Consider the following 21645-nt stretch of genomic DNA (forward strand, 5'->3'; position numbering starts at 1 on the left):
ATGGATTTTCATTCGATTCAATTTGCAGTTTTCTTTATAGTAGTCACGCTGGCGTATTTCAGCCTGTCGTGGAAAGGCCGTTGGATGCTTTTGCTCGCTACCAGCTGCTATTTTTATATGGTTTTCAAACCGGTTTTCATCCTGATCCTGTTCGGAACCATTATTATCGACTATTATGCGGGGATCTGGATTGAAAAGTCGCAGGCGCAACGACAGAGAAAGCTCCTGCTGGTCATCAGCCTGATCTCCAATATCGGTATCCTCGCATTCTTCAAATACTACGATTTCGTGCAGGAATCGGTCAATACGATTCTCTCCAACCTGCATTTAAGGCCTGCATTCCCCGCATTCACGCGGCTAATCCCCGGCCCGATCGCCGAATGGATGACTACCGGAAGCGGTGCATTGCTTCTACCCATTGGTCTATCATTCCATACATTTCAGGCCATGAGCTACACCATCGAGGTGTACCGTGGCAACCAGGCGGCCGAGAAGCATTTCGGGATTTATGCATTGTATGTGATGTTCTATCCGCAGCTCGTGGCGGGGCCGATCGAGCGGCCGCAGAATATGCTTTTCCAGTTCCACTCGTTTTTCAAATACGATTTCGAGCAGGTAAAGGAGGGGCTGATGCAGATGGCTTTCGGTTTTTTCAAGAAAATGGTGATCGCCGACCGCCTCGTCATGCTCGTCGATTATGCCTATGACAAGCCTACCGAACATAATGGGCTGACGCTCATCGTGGCCACCGTATTCTTTGCATTTCGGATCTATTGCGACTTTTCTGGATATTCGGATATCGCCATCGGAGCGGCCCGTGTAATGGGCTTTACTTTGATGGACAACTTTAAGACGCCCTATATTTCCAAATCCATTTCGGAATTCTGGGGCAGATGGCACATTTCGCTTTCGTCGTGGTTTAAAGATTACCTCTATATTCCATTGGGCGGAAACAGGAAGGGCGAGTGGATCAAATACCGCAACCAGTTCATTGTGTTCCTTGTGAGCGGGCTATGGCATGGTGCCAGCTGGAACTACGTGATATGGGGCGCATTGCACGGTTTTTACCAGGTAGCGGCTTCATTGCGCGACAAATGGTTGAAGCAAGCCGGTATCGAAATGCCCAAAAATGCCTTTATGGATGTCCTGAACATGGTATTTACCTTTGTTCTCGTAACCATCACCTGGGTATTCTTCCGCAACCACAAAGCGCCGGTAAGCCGCTCGTTCCTGATTCTCGAAAAGATGGCCGGTTTCTCATTCTCGGAGCCGCTGCAAACGCCGATGAACAATGTAGAAATGTGGTTCTGCCTGTTCCTGATTGTTTTCCTGATGATTAAGGAGCACTATTACCTGAAAATACCGACACGGAACACGACCGTATTCTTCATCCTGTTCCCGCTGATCCTGCTGGCGAACTTCCTGCTGGGGGTAGTTTCCGAAAACCAGTTCATCTACTTCCAGTTTTGAAAATGGCGAGAGGCCGGAGCAAACATTTGCCCTTAATTATTTGTTACCCCATTTTCGAAGGACTATCAACGTTCTTATTACCGATTAAGTATTAATTACCATGTACGAAGTAACATCCGACAACAGGCTCAAAAGCCTGATCGTAGTAGGGGACCGGGTTTTGATCCGCCCCAAAAGTCCCAGCGACCGCACCAACAGTGGCCTCTATCTGCCTCCGACCGTCACCGAAAGAGAACAGGTTCAGAGTGGCTATGTGATCAAAGTAGGGCCGGGTTACCCGATTCCCGTGGCTGCGGAAGATGAGCCGTGGAAAGAGACAGAAGAAAAAGTAAAGTATATGCCTCTCCAATCCAAGGAAGGCGACCTGGCCATATACCTCCAGCGCAATGCCATCGACCTCGAATACGACGGTCAGAAGTACGTGATCGTTCCGCAGTCGTCGATACTGATGTTGGAGCGGTCGGAGGATTTGTTTGAATGACCATGAGAAAGCACTGTTGTCTCTTCCTTTTTTCGCTCATCACATTATCCGCGTTCGCGCAGGACCTCAGCGTTTCGATTACCATCGACGACGTTCCGAATGTTCATTTGTATGCAGCAAATGGCAATTCATCCGGGCTGCTGAGAAAGCTGGATTCGTTAAATCTGCCTGTTGCGATTTTTATTAACGAAGCAAATTTGAAGCGGAACAACGCCTTTGACCAAAATAAAAAGCTGCTCCAAAGCTGGATTTCGAAGCCTTACATTACCGTCGGCAATCACAGTTATTCGCATCCGAATTACGGAGAAGTAGGCTTTGAGGCATTTAAGGATGAAGTTTTGAAAGGAGAGGAACTGTCGCGGAAAATGGCTGAGCATGTGGGCAAGAAGTTGGAGTATTTCCGCTTTCCTTTCAACGCAATGGGTAAGGATAGTGCGGAACAGTTGCAAATGAGACAGTTCCTGAATGAGCATCATTACATTTCAACGCCATTTACGGTCGAAAGTGAAGACTGGCTTTACACACAGCTTTATGAAAAGGCATTGAATGAAGGCAAACTGGAAGAGGCGAAGGCCATCGGTAACCGCTATGTCGAACTTAGTTTGCAACTTTTCGACTATTTCGATGATGTGGCGTTGAAAGTGACAGGGAAGCGGTTAAAACAGATTTACCTGTGCCACGATAATCAGCTCAACACCGATTATCTGCCCGTCTTGATTCAAAAGCTAAAAGAAAGGAAATACCGGTTGATAAGCCTGTCGGAGGCTATGGATGCCCCGGCTTACCAGTTGCCGTTGTATTATCATGGAAACTGGGGCTTTTCCTGGCTTTACAGATGGATTAAAGATACAGATCAGCGGCGTTCGTTCATGCGTACCGAACCGTCGGACAAAGAAGCGCAGCAAGCTTTCGAAGCTTTGACGAAAAGTAAAAAATAGGGCGTAAAAAAGCACGCTCTGTCGAGAACGTGCTTTCGAAATGTCTTTATTATGGACTAACCTTAGATAACGCGAACGTTAATTGCGTTTAGGCCTTTTTTTCCATTTTCTACTTCGTAAGACACTTTGTCGTTTTCACGGATATCGTCCTGAAGACCTGAAACATGAACGAAAATGTCTTTCTCTCCTGATGATGGTTGAATGAATCCGTATCCTTTTGATTCATTAAAAAACTTTACTGTACCTTCTGCCATTAGAATTGATCTTATTATTTGTAATGACCAAATTTAGATATAAAAAGCAAATTTGCAATATAAAGTTTCTGTAACTTAGAATTCTTCCAAAATACCAGAATGCGCCTTATATCATGCCGCTAACTCGCCTCAAATCAAGAATATCCCCTTACTGGCTTCCAAACGGACATTTTCAGAGTATTTACCCCGCACTTTTCCGGCGAATAGATGGCATAAAATATTTCCGTGAAAAAATTGTAACTCCCGATGAGGATTTCCTGAATATCGACTGGTCGTATGCCGGAGGCGACGGGCTAAAACCCCTCGTAATCCTCTCGCACGGCCTCGAAGGCAACAGCACACGCCAATATATAACCGGGATGGTTAAGCTTCTGAACCAGCATGGGTTCGACTGCCTGGCCTGGAATTTCCGGAGCTGCGGCGGCGAAATGAACCAGACCGCCCGGTTTTATCACAGCGGCGCCACGGAAGATCTGGACGCGGTGGTGAAATATGCGTTTGAAAAAGGGTATTCCGATGTGCGGCTGGTCGGTTTTAGTTTGGGAGGAAACCTGACTTTGAAATACCTCGGCGAATCGGGCGTCGCGATTGACAGGCGTATCAAAAGTTCTATTGTGTTCAGCGTACCAATGGATCTGAAAGCGTGCAGCCTGGCGATCATAGAACCCCGCAACCAGATTTATATGCATCGGTTCCTGAATTCGCTGAAACCGAAAGTGGTAGAAAAAGCAGGCCTGTACCCTCAGCGAATAGATTTGAAAGACCATGCAATGGTAAAAACACTTTACGATTTCGATCATATTTACACCGCGCCGCTTCATGGCTACAATGGGGCCGATCATTACTATGCCGAATGTAGCTCTATGCATTTCATCGAACCGATCGCGATACCGACTATGATTGTGAATGCTGAAAACGACCCGATCGTACCATTCGAAAGCCTGCCAATCGATGCCTTGCGGTCGCATTCCCATGTGACTTTACTCGCAACGAAAGACGGCGGCCATTGCGGCTTCCGCCCGGCCCGGCTCACCGATGAATTTTATTGGTCGGAAAAACAAGCCCTCCATTTCCTGACTACCCCTGACTATTTCCCGACCATCCCCTGACCATTGCCTCCCGTCACTTACACATTCGCGCGCACTTCGCCGAAGAAGAAAACTGTTCCAAACATTATTTTGTTAGCTCCATATACCAATAGATTTTGGTAATTTTGTGGCCTGTTTCAAACAGGTCGGACCCTTAGAGATAAAAATTACGTTAACTCGATCATTTTTCAGTTATTTCCTGCTTCATGTCCACATTAACACTCAATCCAGCACCGTACATTATCATTGATTTCGACAGCACATTCACGAAGGTGGAAGGGCTCGACGAATTGGCCGCGATCGCCCTCAAAGGCCATCCGGAGCGTGATCAGATTGTTCAGAAGATTTCAGATCTGACCAATAAGGGTATGAATGGCGAAATGTCGTTTGCGGATGGTCTGCGCCAGCGAATCGCCTTACTGAAAGCAAGCCGCTCGCACATCGAAGAGCTGGTTTCTTTCCTGAGAACCAAGGTTTCGGATTCGTTTAAGCGAAATACGCAGTTTTTGACGGAGAATGCGGAGCAGATTTTTATCGTTTCCAGCGGATTTAAGGAATTTATCGTTCCTGTGGCCACAGAACTCGGCATATTGGCCGACCACGTGTATGCCAATGAGTTCCTGTTTGATGAGGAAGGAAATATCGTCGGAATCGACGAAGAAAACGTATTGTCTATGGATGGCGGAAAGATCAAGATACTTTCTGCATTGAACTTGTCGGGCGACGTTTATGCTATCGGTGATGGCTATACGGATTATGAATTAAAGGCGTCCGGCCTTGCCAATCGTTTCTATGCATTTACAGAAAACGTCGAACGTCCGAGAGTAACGGCAGTGGCTGACCACATCGCTACTTCTTTCGACGACTTTCTTTACGATAACAAATTCAGCAGAAGCCAGTCTTTCCCGAAGAGCCGGATCAAGGTATTACTCCTTGAAAACGTGCACCCTGTTGCCCGGAAGGCGTTTGAAGATGAAGGTTTCAATGTGGAGTTCGTGAAAGGCGCCCTCGATGAGGATGAACTTTGCGAGCGTATCAAGGATGTTTCCATCATCGGTATCCGTTCTAAGACTACTATTACCAAGCGTGTTCTTGAAAATGCAAACCGTCTGATGGCGATCGGTGCATTCTGTATCGGAACCAATCAGATCGACCTCGACGAAGCGGCTAAAAAAGGGATCGCGGTATTCAATGCGCCTTACAGCAACACGCGTTCGGTAGTTGAACTGGCGGTGGGTGAAATGATCATGTTGATCCGTAATATCGTTGGCAAGAGCAATTCCATGCACAAAGGTATCTGGGATAAATCAGCAAACGGCAGCTTCGAAGTTCGAGGCAAGAAACTCGGCATGGTAGGTTATGGCAGCATCGGAACACAGCTTTCAGTAGTTGCGGAAGCACTGGGTATGGATGTGTATTTCTATGACGCAGTTGAAAAACTCTCAATCGGAAATGCCAAGAAAGTAGGTTCACTCGAAGAATTGCTTGCCATGTCCGACGTACTGAGCTTGCACGTAGACGGCCGCAAAGAGAACACGAACATGATCGGCAAACGCGAGTTTGATCTGATGAAAGACGGAGTGATCTTCCTGAACCTCTCACGCGGACACGTGGTCGACATTAAAGCATTGGCAGACGCCGTGAAGAGCGGTAAAGTGGCCGGTGCAGGTGTGGACGTATTCCCGAAAGAGCCTAAAACCAACGATGAAATGTTTGAAAGCGAGCTGCTGGGCTTGCCGAACGTGATCCTGACACCGCATATCGGTGGTAGCACCGAGGAAGCGCAGGAGAATATCGGTCATTTTGTGCCTTCCAAATTGCTGGAATTCATGAACAACGGTAGCTCTTACGGTAGCGTGAACTTTCCAGAGGTACAATTGCCGAAGCTGAAAGACTCGCACCGCCTGCTGCACATCCACGCGAATGTACCGGGTGTGCTGGCAAAGCTGAACCAGATTTTTGCGAAAAACAATATCAACATTACCGGTCAGTACCTCAAAACCAACGAGCATATTGGTTATGTGATCGTGGATATCGCCAAAGATTATACAGAAGAATTTATTCAAGAAGTGAAAGAGGTAGAAGGAACGATCCGTTTCCGGATGCTATACTAAAATTGATTTAAATGGTCAGCCGGTTTGAGGCTGACCATTTAAGTTTCAGGACTGTTCTTCGCCTATTCACCAAGTCATAACTCACCAATGTCATTAACATTTTTCACTCCCGGGCCAGCGGCTCTATACCCGACGTTCGAGCAGCATTTGAAAACATTCGTCGAAAAGCAGCTTGGCTCGATTTCGCACCGGAGCCAGCAGTACCGCGATTTGCACAAATTCACCGTCGACCAGCTTCGTACGCTCCTGAATGTGCCTGATACGCACGCGATCCTGTTTTTGGGTTCTGCTTCGGAAGCATGGGAACGCATTCTGTTCAGCACCGTGGAGTTGGAAAGCTTCCACCTCGTGAACGGCTCGTTTTCCAAGAAGTTTTACGACTATTCGAATGCGTTGAACAAATATGCCCACAAGTTTGAAAAACCAATGGGCGAGGGGTTTCTTGCGATTGATGTGGAAGTACCGGAGTACGCCGAATTGATTGCAACCACGCATAACGAAACCAGTTCGGGTGTGCAGATGCCCGTTGCAGAGATCCATAAACTAAAACAGAAGCACCCGTCGAAGTTTATTGCGGTGGACATGGTATCATCGGCTCCGTACCCGGAGTTGGATTACAGCATTGTAGACACCGCATTTTTCTCGGTGCAAAAAGCATTCGGTTTGCCGGCCGGGTTAGGTGTGTGGATCGTAAGCGAGCGCTGTCTGGAAAAAGCGGAAAGCATTCGCAACACCTATTCTATCGGCGCCCACAACGATTTGCTTACACTTTGGAAGAATGCGCAGAACAACGAAACCCCTGCAACCCCGAACGTGATGGGCATATACCTGCTCGGTAAGATCGCGGAGGACTTCAACCGCATCGGTGTCCAGAATATCCGCAAAGAGACTGAACACAAGGCAGGTTTGCTTTACAAATTTATTGAGAAGACGGCAGGGTTTTCAGCATTCGTGAAAGAGAAAGCTTTCCGTTCGCAGACTGTGATCGTAACGGACACAGAAGCTCCTTCTGCCGACATTATCAAGCGTATTAAAGAAACAGGCATGGTCATAGGAAGCGGTTACGGTGCTGGCAAAGCTACTCAGCTCCGTATCGCCAACTTCCCGGCAACGTCTTTGGAAGAAACCGAAAAGCTGATCCACGAGCTAGGAAAGCTCTGAAAAATAGCTTGTAGAATAGTGTTACCAAATGGGTGCCCGAACATTTGTATGTTTGGGCACCCTTTTCTTTTTCGAAATGAAGCGTCGAGGGCTTTGTGCAAGGCACATGGCCGGAATCTGATTAATAAGGAAGCTGCCCGAGAAGGCAGCTTTTTGCATAAATAGCCGACAGTCGAAGTACGATAGTCGATTGCTAATAGTATTTTAAGGATAAATTTTTAGCTTTATGCTTTCTTACGAAAACAGACAGAAGCAGTGATTAAGATTGCTACCTCAACGGGGGAAAACAAAGATCATGATCTATGGCAAAGGATTCGCCTGGGCGATGAGCAAGCCTTTACTGCGATTTTCGAGAAATACCACCGCACACTCTACAATTACGGCAGCAAGCTTTCGACCAATTCTTCATTGGTAGAGGATGCGGTTCAGGATGTGTTCATCGATATCTGGCGGTTGCGGCATAACCTTACCGAAAACGTTACGTCAGTTAAATTTTATCTCTACCGCGCATTGCGAAGGCGAATTCATGTCGCGCTCGATAAGTTTCCTTCCATGGAAGAAATCAGCGAGCTGGACGATGAAGACATGCCTGCAAATCATACCCATTCGGAAGCGATCCTGATCGAAATGGAATCCTCCTCTGCGCGCGCCCAACGCATTCAGGAATTGCTCGCACAATTACCCGAACGGCAGGTTGAAGCACTTACGCTGCGTTATTTCGATGATTTTAGCATCGAAGAAATAGCGGAGATCATGAGCGTCAGTGAAAAATCTGTCCGGAATTTTATTTACAAAGCACTTACTTCTCTTCGCCAGAGTCGGGAAATTCTGTTGATTTCTTCCCTGATTTTCTGGATGTTACTATTTTTTTAAAATTTTCCTTCAAAAAATTTCATTTTGGAGAGGTCAAATCCGCGTTTCGTCGCTCTGTACTATTGAACGACGATAACTGCATCCCGCGAAACATGAAGCATGATCCTTATTCTCTGACCGAGCTGATCAGAAATGAAGAGTTTATCGCCTGGGTAATGCATCCCGACGAGCTCAGCGACCGCAAATGGCGGACATTCCTGGAAGAACATCCCAGGAAACGCAAAACCGTTGAGTCTGCCCGGGAGTACGTTATTTTGTTGGCGAAGGACACAGGCAGGCACCAGCCTACCCAGAAACAGAGCGACAGAATGTGGAGCATCGTCGAAAGTCATATGCATGACGATGTCCCCAAAACGCCGGAGCAGGAACCGGTGACCATTTTCAAGACAAGCCGCGGGCAGGGGTGGCGCTGGGCACGCGTTGCAGCATCGGCAGCGCTGATCCTGAGCATCGGCTCGGTGAGTTACTGGTTCTATTACAAAAAAGCTGATGCCCCTCTGCGGGAGGTAGCGGTGCAGGACGAAGCCGAGATACCCAACACGATTCAGAAATATAATGATACAGACAAGCCGATGACCGTGCTGCTGCAAGACGGTAGTTCGGTTGTATTGCAACCGGGTGGCAGGCTCAGCTATTCGGAAGGGGTTAACAGGAAGCGGAGGGAGGTTACACTCACGGGAAAAGCGTTTTTTGAAATAGTAAAAAACAAGCAGAAGCCATTTCTGGTGTATAGTTATGGCCTGGCTACCAAAGTGCTTGGTACCAGTTTTACGATCGACGCTTCTTCCGAAAGCAAGGAAATCAAAGTAGAGGTGCGAACAGGTACGGTTTCGGTTTTTTCCATTAATAATCTGGATAATAATCAAAAAGAGGCCGTGCTGGATAAGCCTGAATTGGAGGGGGTGACGCTCAATCACGATCAGCGGATTGCATTCTCGAAAGAGAGCGGCAAGATTATCCCATTGCCTGCCGCGGTGGCGGAGCCTGAGGACAAGGACGTCTCAAAACAACATTTTGTATTTGATGAAACCCCGGTTTCGGAAGTGTTCCGGATACTGGAAAGCGCCTACAATGTCCGGATCGTTTACGACCGGGAAAAGATGGGTACTTGCCCGCTGAATGCGACTTTAATCGGGCAGCCTCTGAAGGAAAAGCTCGAAGTGATCTGCAATGCGCTCGACGCGCAGTACGAAGTGGCCGATAACCAGATAACGATCCTGGGAAAAGGATGTAAGTAGTTTTAGACCCGACATATCAACATTTTATCCCGCACGCCGCCTATGACGTAACGCTACCCTATTGCCCAAAAATAAAAAAGACCAGCCATGTTCCAGCATGACTGATCCGGGTTCCCCACCAGTAACGGACATTACTGTACATCCATTTGGACGATGGATGAGCCGGGGAAGATTTCGTTGAATAATCTCCTTAAACAACAAATTCATTCAAAAATATGAAAAAAGTTCGACGACCTGAAGACTTTCTCATCAAGCTCATGCGAATCACATTAATGCAATGTATCCTGGCTGGCCTGTTCGCGGGCCTCACGTGGGCGAACGACGGGAGGGCTCAATCCGCATTGAGCCAGAAGGTTACCGTTGATATCCGGAACGAGCAGATCAAGACGATCTTCGCGCAGCTGGAAAAGCAAACCAATGCGAGATTTATATTCAGCTCAAAATTGATCCAATCCGACCGCCGGGCTTCGGTTAAGGTTAAAAATGGCTCATTGTCGGCCGTTTTGGACGCTTTGCTGAAACCGCTGGAACTGCATTACCGAATCAACGGCGACCTGATCGTGATCAAACCCGACCATCCTGCGCAAGCTGCGGAGCCGGTTTCGGAAGATATTCCAGTGGTGGAGTTCAGTTCCGCTACGGTGGATAAGGCTATTGCGGGGGTAGTGAAAGATGAAACCGGTGGCGGGTTACCGGGTGTGAGTGTTGTATTAAAAGGTACGCAAACCGGTACGCTCACCGACGAAAAAGGTAAATATTCTATCACAGTCCCGGACGGTAACCACACGCTGATATTCTCGTTCGTAGGCTTTCTGTCGCAGGAACTGGTGGTACCATCCGGCCAGAGTGCGTTGGATATTACACTGAAAGTGGATGACAAGGCTTTGGAAGAGGTGGTCGTGGTAGGTTATGGTACGCAAAGAAAAGAGTCGTTGACGGGAGCGATCGCTACGGTGACCAGTAAGGATCTCGAACGGGTGCATGGGGGCTCTACGGTGAGCTCCGGATTGGCCGGCAAAATCCCCGGTGTGACTTTCAGGATGCCAGACGGCCGTCCGGGTGCGAGTGCCAATATTCAAATCCGCAACATGGGTAACCCGCTGTTCGTAATCGACGGAATCCAGCAGGATGCAGGCCAGTTCAACAACATTTCTCCTAACGATATCGAAAGTATTTCCGTACTAAAAGACGCTTCTGCCGCTATTTACGGGGTTCGTGCGGCAAATGGGGTAGTGGTGGTTACTACCAAACGTGGTAAAATGGGTGCCAAAAATACGGTAAGCCTGGATGCCTACACGGGCTGGCAAAACTGGTCGCGGTTTCCGAATGTGGTGAACGATTCTTATCAGTGGATGCTGGGCAAAGCCGAAGCGGAAATGAACCAGTATGGCAAAACGTCGATCACACAGGCTGAACTTGAAAAATACCGTGCTGGTACCGAGCGCGGGTATCAGACATTTAACTGGAAAGACTTCATTATTCAAAAAAATTCCCCGCTCAACTCGGTGAACCTCAACATGACCGGCGGTTCCGACAAGATCAACTATTACATTTCGGCAACAAGATTACACCAGAACTCGGTGCTGGGCCGCGAATTTACATTTGACCGAACCAATATCCAGAGCAATGTCGATGCGAAAATCACCGACCGCCTGAAACTCGGGGTACAGATCAACGGTCGGATCGAGAAACGCGACCAGCCCGGCATTCCCGGGGGCGACGACTACTGGCTACCCCGTTTCGCGATCATGCGTAACCGCCCGTTCGAGCGGCCCTACGCAAACGACAACCCTGAGTATCTGAACGATATCAAGCACAACGAGACCAACTGGGCCTATAACAACAAGAAATTAGGCGGCTACTGGACCGAATACTGGCGTGTTTTGCAAACCAACTTCTCGGCCGAATACCAGATTCCGGGTGTAAAAGGCCTGACGGCCCGTGGAATGTACTCCTACTACATAGCCGACCGTGTCATGAACGGCCACGAGTACACCTACAAAGCCTATACCTATAACCCGAACGACGATACCTACGCCGTAACCGGTGGCAGTACCAACCCATGGCGCGAGCGTGGTACCCGCAAGGTAATGCGCAATGTTTACCAGGGGCAATTGGCTTACAACAACACTTTTGGCAAGCACACGGTAGGTGCCACATTCGTATCGGAATGGCAGGATGAGCGCGTGCAGGACCAGTGGGTACACGCAGTTCCCAAGACTAACGTGCTTCCGTTGATCTACTTCCCGACTGTGGATACCTACAATGACAGCGATACGGAACTTGCACGTATAGGGTATATCGGTAGAGTAAATTACGACTACGGCGGCAAATATTATGTCGAGCTTTCGGCTCGCAGGGACGCTTCCTGGAAATTCGCACCGGACCGTCGAGTAGGCTATTTCCCGTCGGCTTCCGTGGGTTGGAGGATTTCGGAAGAAGGGTTCTTTAAAAAGCTCATCGGCGAGCGCAGCATTCTGGATGACCTGAAATTCAGAGGGTCGTATGGTATCCTTGGAGACGATAACATTCTTTTCAACAATGATCCTAACAGACCGCTGAGCCCATACGCCTACCTGCCCGGCTACGACTACAACAAAGGCAATGTGATTTTGAGTGGTAATGCGGTGGTTACGAGCCGCGATAAAGGCCAGATCATCAACAATATCTCCTGGTTCAAAAGCAAGATCACGGACATTGGTGCCGATTTCTCTTTCCTCGGAACAAAAATTACCGGTAGCGTCGACTATTTCTACCGCTTGCGCACCGGGTTGCTGGGCCGAAAATACGACATCCTCGTTCCGAGCGAATTGGGTTATGCGTTGCCTGATGAAAACGTGAACAGCGATTCGCAGCAGGGATGGGAAGGAGCGCTTACCTACAATGGCAAAGCAGGAAACATCAATTACTCCGTGGGTGGAAACGTGTCATTCGCGCGGAGCAAGTTCGTATCGTCCTACAAACCTATTTTCAATAACTCGTTGGACCGTTACCGGGCTTCCGGAGAAGGACGTTACACCGGTATTTTCTGGGGTCTCGAATCGATCGGCCAGTTCCAGTCGCAGCAGCAGATTGCCGAATACCCTGTCAATATCGATGGGCAAGGAAACCGTACATTGCTGCCGGGGGATTTGATTTACAAAGACCTGAACGGAGATAATGTGATCGACGGATACGACCAGCGGCCTATCGGCTACAATGCTACCGGCCAGCCGAACGTCAATTTCGGGTTGAACTTCTCCGTAAGCTGGAAAGGCATAGGCTTCGTGGCTGATTTCTCGGGAGGTGCCATGTACTCATGGAACCAGAACTACGAACAGCGCTGGCCATACCAGAACGAAGGTGCTTTGAACAGCATTTTCCTCGACAGGTGGCACCGCGCTGATCCGTTCGATGTGAACAGTCAATGGATTTCGGGCAAGTACCCGGCACTACGCTACAACGACGGAGGCCATAGCAATTACAGAAACTCGACATTCTGGTTGCATAATGTGAAATATATCCGCGCCCGGACCATCGAGCTCAGCTACTCACTGCCTAAATCGGTGCTGGAAAAACTAAAACTCTCACGTGCCAGATTCTATATCAACGGTTATAACCTGTTTTCTATCGACAACGTGAAAAAGTTTGGTGTTGACCCCGAAATCGAGAATGACAACGGATTGCAGTATCCGCAGAACAAGTTCGTGAACGTAGGCATCAACCTATCTATTTAAACCGATTGGAACTCAACATGAAAAAGATATTTCAAATACTATCGATCGCTGTATTGACGCTAGGTTGGAGCTGTAACGACGACGATTTCCTGAACCGTCCGCCAACCGGGCAACTCTCGGAAGAGCAGATATGGAACGACGAAGGCCAGGTACTTTCGGTACTGGGCGATTTGTACAACCGTTACGTCGATCTTTCGACCTTCAAAACGATCAACGACGTTCCAGGCTGGACGACCGTCAGCGACTTCAACGAAGCATTCTGGTCGGAAGCGGGCCGTTACGGGAACTTCCAGAACAACGGCTGGGGCTTTGGCGCATGGGGCGCGTGGGATTATGGCTACATCCGCGAAATGAACCTGTTTATTCAGAAATGTACGGCTGCCGACAAGCTGGCACCGGCTGTCCGCGAACGTTACCTGGCCGAAGCGCGCTTTTTGAGGGCCTCCTACTATTTTGAACTCGTGAAAAGAATGGGCGGCGTGCCGTTGATCCTCGAACCGATGGTGTACGATTTCAGCGGCGATCCTTCGTACCTGCAACACGCACGCGCCAAGGAATCGGAGATTTATGATTTTGTAATTAAAGAAGCCGAAGAAATCAAGGACAAACTGCCGGCGAGTGTGGGCGAGAAATCGCGTGCTACCAAGGCTGCGGCGCTGGCTATGGAGGTGAGAGCGGCGCTTTATGCGGGTTCTATCGCGAAATATGGCGTAAATACGCCCAGCGTCGCATTGCCGGGCGGTGAGGTAGGCATTCCTTCCAGCGCTGCAAATGGCTATTATACCAAAGCGTTGGCGGCTGCGAAAGAGATCATTTCCGGTAATGCGGGTGCTTATGCATTGTATACCAAAAAGCCCGATCTCTCTGAAAACTTTGCCAGCATTTTCTATGACAAGGCCAACAACTCCGAAGTCATTTTTGTAGAGGATTTCAAACTGCAAAGCGGAAAGGTGCATTATTTCACCGGCTGGAACCAGCCGCGCTACGGTGCAGAGGAGGAAGAAGGAGGCCGCATTAATCCGTCGCTGAACTTCGTGGAGGCATTTGAAAAACTCGATAACACCTTCGCGCCGATCCCGACCGCCAATGCAAACGGCACACCGATCTACTACACCGATCAAACCGACATTTTCAAAGGTCGTGATGCACGCCTGGCCGGAACGGTAATGCTCCCCGGAACTACATTCAAAGGCCGTAAAGTCGACATTTGGGCTGGCTACCAGCTAGCCAACGGCACGATCATTAGCGGTGACGACCGCGGTGCCCAGAAAATACTTCCAGGCAAAACAGTACCCGAGCAAGTTGTTGGTTTCGACGGCCCTATCGACGGCTTCGAATTCACTGCCCAAACCGGATTCTACCTCCGCAAATACCTCGATCCGGTCGTAGGTTCAGGCCAGCGCGGGGTGAACAGCGAGGTGTGGCTCGTTCGCTATCGTTACGCCGAAGTGCTTTTGAATGCAGCAGAGGCCGCATTTGAATTGGGCCAGGCGGCAGAAGCAGCAGGTTATATGAATCAGGTCCGGGCACGCGCCGGGTTGGTAACGCCTTTGAAAGCCTCCGAAATTAATTTCGACCGACTCGTGCATGAGCGCCGCGTGGAGTTTGCATTTGAAGGACACCTTTTCTTCGACATGAAAAGATGGCGCATTGCGCATCAGATCCTGGACGGCAATGCGATCACCGCGGCGGAGCTTTCGAAAGATCTGGGCAAAGCCACCAAACGTAATACGCAGCCATGGGGATTGTGGCCGTACAAAATCTACGATCCGGGTTCGGCTAACAATGGCAAATGGATTTACAAGCAGGTTAAACTAAGCCGTGTTACCGGTGCCGACCGCTTCCAGCTTGGAAACTACTATTCGTATATCGACGATGCCATTATCAGCAACAATCCCAAGCTCGTCAGAAACCCGAACCAATAGCCATCACATTCAAACGATACGATATCATGAAGATCAGATTTCATATTATGCCGCTTGTCGCGATGGTTGCGCTCCTGTCGGCTTGCGAAAAAGATAACTATACCGAACCTAAATCAATGCTTTCGGGCAGGATCGTGTACAAAGGTGAGCCGGTAGGTGTGGAGGCAGGGCAAGTGCGGTTACAACTCTGGCAACCGGGTTTTGGTAAGCTGGCGGCCATCGACGCACCCATTTCGCAGGACGGTTCCTATTCGGCTCTTTTGTTTGACGGAAGCTATAAACTGGTTTTTCCCAAGAACCGCGGGCCGTTCAAAACCATTGTGAAAGACGCCGCTGCCAAGGACACGGTTTTTGTGAAGCTCGCAGGCAACCAGGCACTTGACGTGGAAGTAATGCCTTACTACATGATCCGCACGCCGCAGTTTTCGGGCGGCGAGAGCAAGGTGAATGTTTCGCTTAAACTCGAAAAAATCCTGACCGGTGCCGAGGGCAAAGACATCGAAAGGGTCTCATTATATGTAAATAAAACCGATTTCGTGGCACGGGCTACGAATGTGGCAGTGACCGACGTGCCCGGAGCCGACATCAAAGACCTGAACGCGATCAACCTCACAGCTACTGTACCTGCGCTTTCACCCGCCCAGAACTACGTGTTTGCCAGGGTAGGTGTGAAGATCAAAGATGTAGAGGACATGGTTTTCTCGCCGGTCCAGAAAGTCAATTTGTAAGGATTGATTCTAATACTAAAACCGAAACTTTTCTTTAAAACCAATTTGAATGAGGAATTACATTGCACTCCTGCTTGTCGGGCTTATCGCGCTGGCATGTGCAAAGAGTAAGCCAGCGGGGCCGGCCTCCCGGACGCCGGCCGCTGTTAAGGCCGGCGCTTCCAAAGGCCGCAGGGCCGAAGTATTGTTCCTGGGGCACAACAGCAAGCACCACGATTCGGGCAAGTATGCGCCCTGGCTGTCGATCAAGCTGTTCAAAAGCGGCGTTAATATGTCGTACACGACCGATCCCAACGATATTAATCCAGAAAACCTGGCTAAATACGACGGACTGATCATCTACGCCAACCACGATTCGCTTTCGCCCTCGCAAGAAAGCGCGATGAAAGCGTTCGTGGAAGGTGGAAAGGGCCTCATCCCGATCCATTCGGCTTCCGGCTGTTTCAGGAATTCTTCCTGGTATATCAAAACAATAGGCGGCCAGTTCGCCTCCCATAAAACGGATTCATTTAAAAATACTATTCTAAAACCGGAACACCAGGTCATGAAAGGCATTACCGCCTTTCAGACCTGGGATGAAACTTACGTCCATAAAAACCTGAACCCCGACAAAACCGTCCTGGGCGAGCGCGTGGATGGCGACGTGCACGAGCCTTACACGTGGGTGCGCAACGAGGGCAAAGGCCGCGTGTTTTACACTGCCTACGGCCACGAGGACAGTACCTGGACAAACAAAGGCTTCCTCGACCTCGTCAGAAACGGGGTCTTGTGGGCCATCGGCGACCAGGTACAAGCACAAATCGCGGCGTTAAACCTGCCAGAGGTGGACATTTACAACTCCGACACTATTTCGCATTACACCAAACGGCACGTGGTGCCTAAAATGCAGGAATCGCTTTCGCCGGCCGAATCCAACAAGCTGACGCAGATCCCACCTGATTTTGAAATACAACTTTTTGCCTCCGAACCCGACATTACCAACCCGATCGCGATGTCGTGGGACGAGCGCGGGCGGCTCTGGGTAGTGGAATCAGTCGATTATCCCAACACATTCAAGGAAACCGACGGTGCTTCCAACGACCGTATTAAAATTTGTGAGGATACTAATGGCGACGGCAAGGCCGATAAGTTTACCGTCTTCGCCGACAAGCTGAACATTCCTACCAGCATGGTATTTTCCAATGGCGGCGTGATCGTATCCATGGCACCGGATTTTGTGTTCCTGAAAGACACCAACGGCGACGACGTGGCCGACGCGCGCGAGGTAATCATGACCGGCTGGGGCAAGAACGACACCCACGCGGGGCCGTCGAATCTCCAATATGGTTTTGATAACAAAATCTGGGGCGTTCTGGGCTTTTCCGCATTCAATGGAACCATCGACGGCAAGAAGATGAGCTTCTCACAGGGCCTTTATCATTTCAAGCCGGATGGGAAAGAGTTTGAATACCTCGGGAGTAGCAGCAACAACACCTGGGGGCTGGGCTTTACAGAGGATAACAACGTATTCCTGTCAACTGCCAACAACACGCACAGCGCATTCTTTTCGATGCCGGGGAGATTAATGCAACGCACATTAGGCGAAGAGCAACCTTCGGTGCAAGCCATTCAGAAAATCGACGGGCATTATGATGCGCACGCCGTTACGCCTAACCTTCGCCAGGTCGACGTGGTAGGAGGTTTCACTTCCGCGGCAGGCCACCATTTTTACACAGCCAGAAATTATCCGAAAGAATACTGGAACCGCACTGCGTTCGTCGCCGAGCCGACGATCCGTTTGGTACACAAGGCTAATCTCGAACCGGATGGTGCCGGTTTCAAGGAAAAAGACGGCTGGAACTTCATGGCCAGTTCCGACGAATGGTTCGGGCCCGTGCAAGCAGAGGTAGGTCCCGACGGCGCGGTTTGGGTGGCCGACTGGTACAACTTCATCATCCAGCACAATGTTTTCGTGCCGGCGCAATCACCTTCGAAATTCATCATGCCGTTCGAAGAACAGCCGCACGGCCCCGGCAATGCATTCAGCAGCCCTATGCGCGATTTGAACCATGGCCGTATTTACAGGATTGTCTATAAAAACGGCCAAGAATCGCCGACAATAAAACTCTCCAAAGATGATCTGCCGGGATTGGTGGCCGCATTGGAAAACGACAATATGTTCTGGCGAATGACCGCGCAACGCTTGCTCGTGGAATCGAAGAAGCTATCGGTGCTGCCGGATTTGTACAAGATCATTAATAATCCAAAAGTCGATGAAATTGGATTGAACAGCCCCGCTGTACATGCATTATGGACATTGCATGGCCTCGGCGTATTGGATGGGTCGAATACGGAGGCGTTGCAAGTGGTAAGCAAAGCGCTGAGCCACCCGGCAGCGGGTGTGCGCAAAGCGGCGGCAAGTGTGCTGCCGAAGCAGGAGCAGAGTTTCGAAATACTCGAAAAAAGCATGATGGATGCCAACCTGAATACCCGGCTGGGCGTATTTGTAGCCATAGCGGAGCTGCCGTCCTCCGAAAAAGCAGGCGCCGCCATTTACCAGGCATCCCTCGACAAGCAGAATGCCAAAGATCCATGGCTTTCACGGGCCATTCTTGCCGCGGCCATTCAACACGAAAAAGGCTTCCTGGCAGCAGCAGGCAAGCTATCGCAGCCATCCGCATTGACTGCGCAAGTTACTGAGGCATTGAACAGGGAGGTTTATCCATTAGGACGAAGGAACACGCTGCAATTCCCTCCGGATGTTTCAGGCAAGGAAATCACCATCCGCGCTACCATTACCAAAGGCCGCGATCGTGCATTGCAAGGCTTCATCGCAGGGCAGGGCGGAAAGGACGGCGGCTATGCATTGTACATTCAGGATGGAAAGCTGATCATGGCCGTAAAACAACATGGAATGCTGAGCCAGGCGACCACCACCGGCACATTGCCCGACAAGTTTGATGTAGTAGCAAGTCTTACGCAAGGCGGTAACATGCGCATTGAAATCGACGGAAAAGAAGCTGCGACGGGCAAAGCGCACATGCTCTTCAATGCACCGCTAAGCAATTCGGTGCGCTCCGGCGAGGATATGGAAGGTGAAGACAGGATAGGGGATTATGAAGGCCGGTTCGGGTTTGTGGGTAATTTTCAAAAAGCATCCCTCGAACTGAACCGACCGAACGAGGGCGGCAGTAATGCTGCTACTTCTGCCAAATCGGTTTCGAAAACGGGCGCTTCCAGTGCCACCGTAATCGAGCTGAAAGTCGAAAAGGAGATCATGCAATATGACAAAAAGCTGATTACCGCGAAGGCAGGGCAGAAAGCGGTGATTAACCTTGAAAACCCGGACGGAATGCAGCATAACTTGCTGATCGTCAAACCAGGTACGTTGCAGAAAGTAGGTAAGGCCGCGGACGAACTTCTCACTAATCCGAAAGCCGCTGAAATGCAATATGTTCCGAAAATCCCGGAAGTACTGTTTTCGACAAGATTGGTCAATTCGGGTGAAACCATTACGCTGGAATTCACTGTGCCAAACGAGCCGGGCGATTATCCGTATGTGTGCACATTCCCCGGCCACTGGCGCGGCATGAACGGCATCCTGCGCGTGACGAAGTGATCAGTGATTTTGAACCGCTGCGACCCGCCGCTCATAAATTTAAAACTCATAAATTTTAACACATAGACTCGAAATGGCCCGTTCAACCTTGAAAACCATTGCCGCATTATTGCTTCTGTTAGCCATGATTTCCAGTAATGCAATGGCGGAAAGCCCCGGAAAGAAAAAGGCGATCCGCGTGTTGCTCGTAGGCGGCGGCGCCTCCCACGATTTTGACCGGTGGTACAAACAGGAAGATGTACAAACACTCCGGAAAGGTGGCCTCGCGACGGTGGAATACACCAGCGATCCGTCGACTATCCTGGCGAAGCTGAAAGACATCGACGTGCTTTACCTGAGCAACAACCAGCCCATTGCCGACGAAGCCACCCGCAAAGCCATTTTTGCATTTGTGGATGCCGGTAATGGCCTGGTACTGGCGCATCCCGCGCTTTGGTACAACTGGGCCGACTGGCCGGAATACAACCAGAAGTTGGTAGGTGGTGGCTCCAAAGGCCATGATAAATATGGGCTGTTCGAGGTAACCATTACGCAGAAACACCCGGTAACGAAAGGCGTTCCAACAAGCTTCAAGCTGGACGATGAGCTGTATTATTTCAAACCCGATGCAGCCGGAACGCCCATTGAAGTGCTCGCGACGGCCAAGGCTGAAACTTCCGACAAAGTTTTCCCAAGCATTTTTATTGTGAAATATCCAAAAGGAAGGATAGTCGGGATCGCATTAGGGCATGATGCCAAGTCACATACCATCGAGCCATACCAAACCATCCTGCGCAATGCCGTAGAATGGGCGGCCGGCCACTGAGCACGTGAGGAGGAACCCGGCGCCGCAGGCTCAAAAAGAAACAAATCAATCCATTTCTTAACCCCAGGCTTCAGCCTGGGGCCTTTAAACAAAACAGCAATGAGCGACAAGCAAATCACAGTAGTTATCGTGGGTATGGGTTTCGGGAAGGAGTTTATCCCCATCTATCAAAGCCACCCGAACATCAAGGCGGTGGGGATCTGTACCCGCAGCAAACAAACCCGCGATGAGCTGACTGCCAAGTTCAATCTCGACCCTAACCTGGTTTTCGAGCATTTCGAAGACGTTCCCAAGCGCGACGACGTGGACGCGATACACGTGGTAACGCCCGTGCCCGACCACGCACGCATGACCCTGGCGTCCCTCAATGCCAACAAGCACACCGCCTGCACGATCCCGATGGCGATGACCGTCGAGGATTGCAAAGCGATTGTGGAGGCCAAACGCCGCTCGGGCAAAGTATATATGATGATGGAAACGGCGCTTTATACCCGCGAATTCCTCTATGGATTGAACCTCGCGCAAACCGGCCAGCTCGGCCGCATTCAGTTCGTGCGCGGCTCGCACATCCAGGATATGAGCATGGAAGGCTGGGGCGAATATTGGAAAGGCTACCCGCCGATGCTGAATGGTACCCACGCCATTTCCCCGCTTTTGAAAATCAACAATACCATTGCTGAAACGGTAGTTTGTCACGGCTCGGGCCGGTTGAGCGACGACCTCGCCAGCCGCTATGGATCACCATTTGCCGTTGAAACAGCCACATTTACATTGCGTGGTAGCAACGTGGTGGCCGAAGCGACCCGCTCGCTCTTCGATGTGGTGCGCCAGTACCGCGAGAGCTACGATGTGTATGGCACCAAAATGTCGTTCGAATGGGAGCAGTTACAGGACGAGGAGCATGTGGTGTTCGATGGCGGCGAAAACGCGTCGCGCATCAATGTGCCGGATACGGATGAGCTCCTGATCGAACCTATCAAACATTTTACCAAACGCGAGAAGATCGACGACCCGAACCACGTCTCGTTTCTCCAAGGTGCTGGTCACGGCGGCTCGCACCCGCATTTGGTGCAGGAATTCGTGGCGGCGATTGTTGAAGGCCGCGATTCGGCGGTGGACGCGGCTTTGGCCGCTAACTACACCTGCGCGGGTATTTGTGCGCATGAGTCGGCCATGAAGGGCGGGATTCGTGTGGACGTGCCGAGTTTTGATGAATAATTAACTTTAAATAAAAAGCCAGGCCTCAAAACCTGGCT

The 21645-nt window shown here is 50.0% G+C and carries 15 protein-coding genes; 14 read left to right on the top strand and 1 reads right to left on the bottom strand.

Features of this window, described 5'->3' with window-relative positions:
- The 3 genes from ACTJJJ_RS13610 (at position 1) to ACTJJJ_RS13620 (ending at position 2889) form a co-directional block, all read left to right on the top strand.
- A complete protein-coding gene (locus ACTJJJ_RS13610; RefSeq protein ID WP_440702074.1) occupies positions 1 to 1470 on the top strand; it encodes an MBOAT family O-acyltransferase in 1470 nt (489 codons plus the stop codon).
- 100 nt (positions 1471 to 1570) lie between these two features.
- On the top strand, positions 1571 to 1951 hold the full coding sequence (locus ACTJJJ_RS13615; RefSeq protein ID WP_188934320.1) for a co-chaperone GroES: 381 nt from the start codon (positions 1571 to 1573) through the stop codon (positions 1949 to 1951).
- A 2-nt stretch (positions 1952 to 1953) separates the two neighbouring features.
- Positions 1954 to 2889: a polysaccharide deacetylase family protein gene (locus ACTJJJ_RS13620; protein WP_440702075.1), complete on the top strand. Its 936-nt coding sequence runs from the start codon at positions 1954 to 1956 to the stop codon at positions 2887 to 2889.
- A gap of 62 nt (positions 2890 to 2951) precedes the next feature.
- Here the strand turns inward: ACTJJJ_RS13620 and ACTJJJ_RS13625 are convergent, their stop codons facing one another.
- Positions 2952 to 3143: a cold-shock protein gene (locus ACTJJJ_RS13625; protein WP_188934316.1), complete on the bottom strand. Its 192-nt coding sequence runs from the start codon at positions 3141 to 3143 to the stop codon at positions 2952 to 2954.
- Positions 3144 to 3256: 113 nt separating this feature from the next.
- On the opposite strand from ACTJJJ_RS13625, the gene ACTJJJ_RS13630 reads away from it, so the two are divergent.
- The 11 genes from ACTJJJ_RS13630 (at position 3257) to ACTJJJ_RS13680 (ending at position 21607) form a co-directional block, all read left to right on the top strand.
- Positions 3257 to 4252: a YheT family hydrolase gene (locus ACTJJJ_RS13630; RefSeq protein WP_440702076.1), complete on the top strand. Its 996-nt coding sequence runs from the start codon at positions 3257 to 3259 to the stop codon at positions 4250 to 4252.
- Positions 4253 to 4437: 185 nt separating this feature from the next.
- Positions 4438 to 6345 carry a phosphoglycerate dehydrogenase gene (gene serA / locus ACTJJJ_RS13635; protein ID WP_188934312.1) on the top strand — a complete coding sequence of 636 codons (1908 nt, stop codon included), beginning with the start codon at positions 4438 to 4440 and terminating at the stop codon, positions 6343 to 6345.
- An 87-nt stretch (positions 6346 to 6432) separates the two neighbouring features.
- On the top strand, positions 6433 to 7506 hold the full coding sequence (locus ACTJJJ_RS13640) for an aminotransferase class V-fold PLP-dependent enzyme (protein ID WP_426292983.1): 1074 nt from the start codon (positions 6433 to 6435) through the stop codon (positions 7504 to 7506).
- A 255-nt stretch (positions 7507 to 7761) separates the two neighbouring features.
- The gene (locus tag ACTJJJ_RS13645; RefSeq protein ID WP_440702077.1) at positions 7762 to 8379 is read left to right on the top strand and encodes an RNA polymerase sigma factor; all 618 of its coding nucleotides are present in this window, start codon (positions 7762 to 7764) and stop codon (positions 8377 to 8379) included.
- Positions 8380 to 8471: 92 nt separating this feature from the next.
- The gene (locus tag ACTJJJ_RS13650; protein WP_188934308.1) at positions 8472 to 9617 is read left to right on the top strand and encodes a FecR family protein; all 1146 of its coding nucleotides are present in this window, start codon (positions 8472 to 8474) and stop codon (positions 9615 to 9617) included.
- Between the two features lie 215 nt (positions 9618 to 9832).
- On the top strand, positions 9833 to 13333 hold the full coding sequence (locus tag ACTJJJ_RS13655; RefSeq protein ID WP_440702078.1) for a TonB-dependent receptor: 3501 nt from the start codon (positions 9833 to 9835) through the stop codon (positions 13331 to 13333).
- 17 nt (positions 13334 to 13350) lie between these two features.
- Entirely contained in the window at positions 13351 to 15258 is a 1908-nt protein-coding gene (locus ACTJJJ_RS13660) for a RagB/SusD family nutrient uptake outer membrane protein (protein WP_440702079.1), read from the top strand.
- Positions 15259 to 15284: 26 nt separating this feature from the next.
- Positions 15285 to 15986 (top strand): DUF3823 domain-containing protein, encoded by a 702-nt coding sequence (locus tag ACTJJJ_RS13665; RefSeq protein ID WP_426292987.1) that lies wholly within the window; start codon positions 15285 to 15287, stop codon positions 15984 to 15986.
- 49 nt (positions 15987 to 16035) lie between these two features.
- Positions 16036 to 19584 carry a PVC-type heme-binding CxxCH protein gene (locus ACTJJJ_RS13670; protein ID WP_440702080.1) on the top strand — a complete coding sequence of 1183 codons (3549 nt, stop codon included), beginning with the start codon at positions 16036 to 16038 and terminating at the stop codon, positions 19582 to 19584.
- A 73-nt stretch (positions 19585 to 19657) separates the two neighbouring features.
- A complete protein-coding gene (locus tag ACTJJJ_RS13675; protein ID WP_440702081.1) occupies positions 19658 to 20389 on the top strand; it encodes a ThuA domain-containing protein in 732 nt (243 codons plus the stop codon).
- 99 nt (positions 20390 to 20488) lie between these two features.
- Positions 20489 to 21607, top strand: a complete 1119-nt coding sequence (locus tag ACTJJJ_RS13680) for a Gfo/Idh/MocA family protein (protein WP_440702082.1) — start codon at positions 20489 to 20491, stop codon at positions 21605 to 21607.
- Positions 21608 to 21645 lie beyond the last annotated feature (38 nt).

The sequence above is a fragment of the Dyadobacter sp. 22481 genome (assembly GCF_052044875.1).
Taxonomy (GTDB): Bacteria; Bacteroidota; Bacteroidia; order Cytophagales; family Spirosomataceae; genus Dyadobacter; species Dyadobacter endophyticus.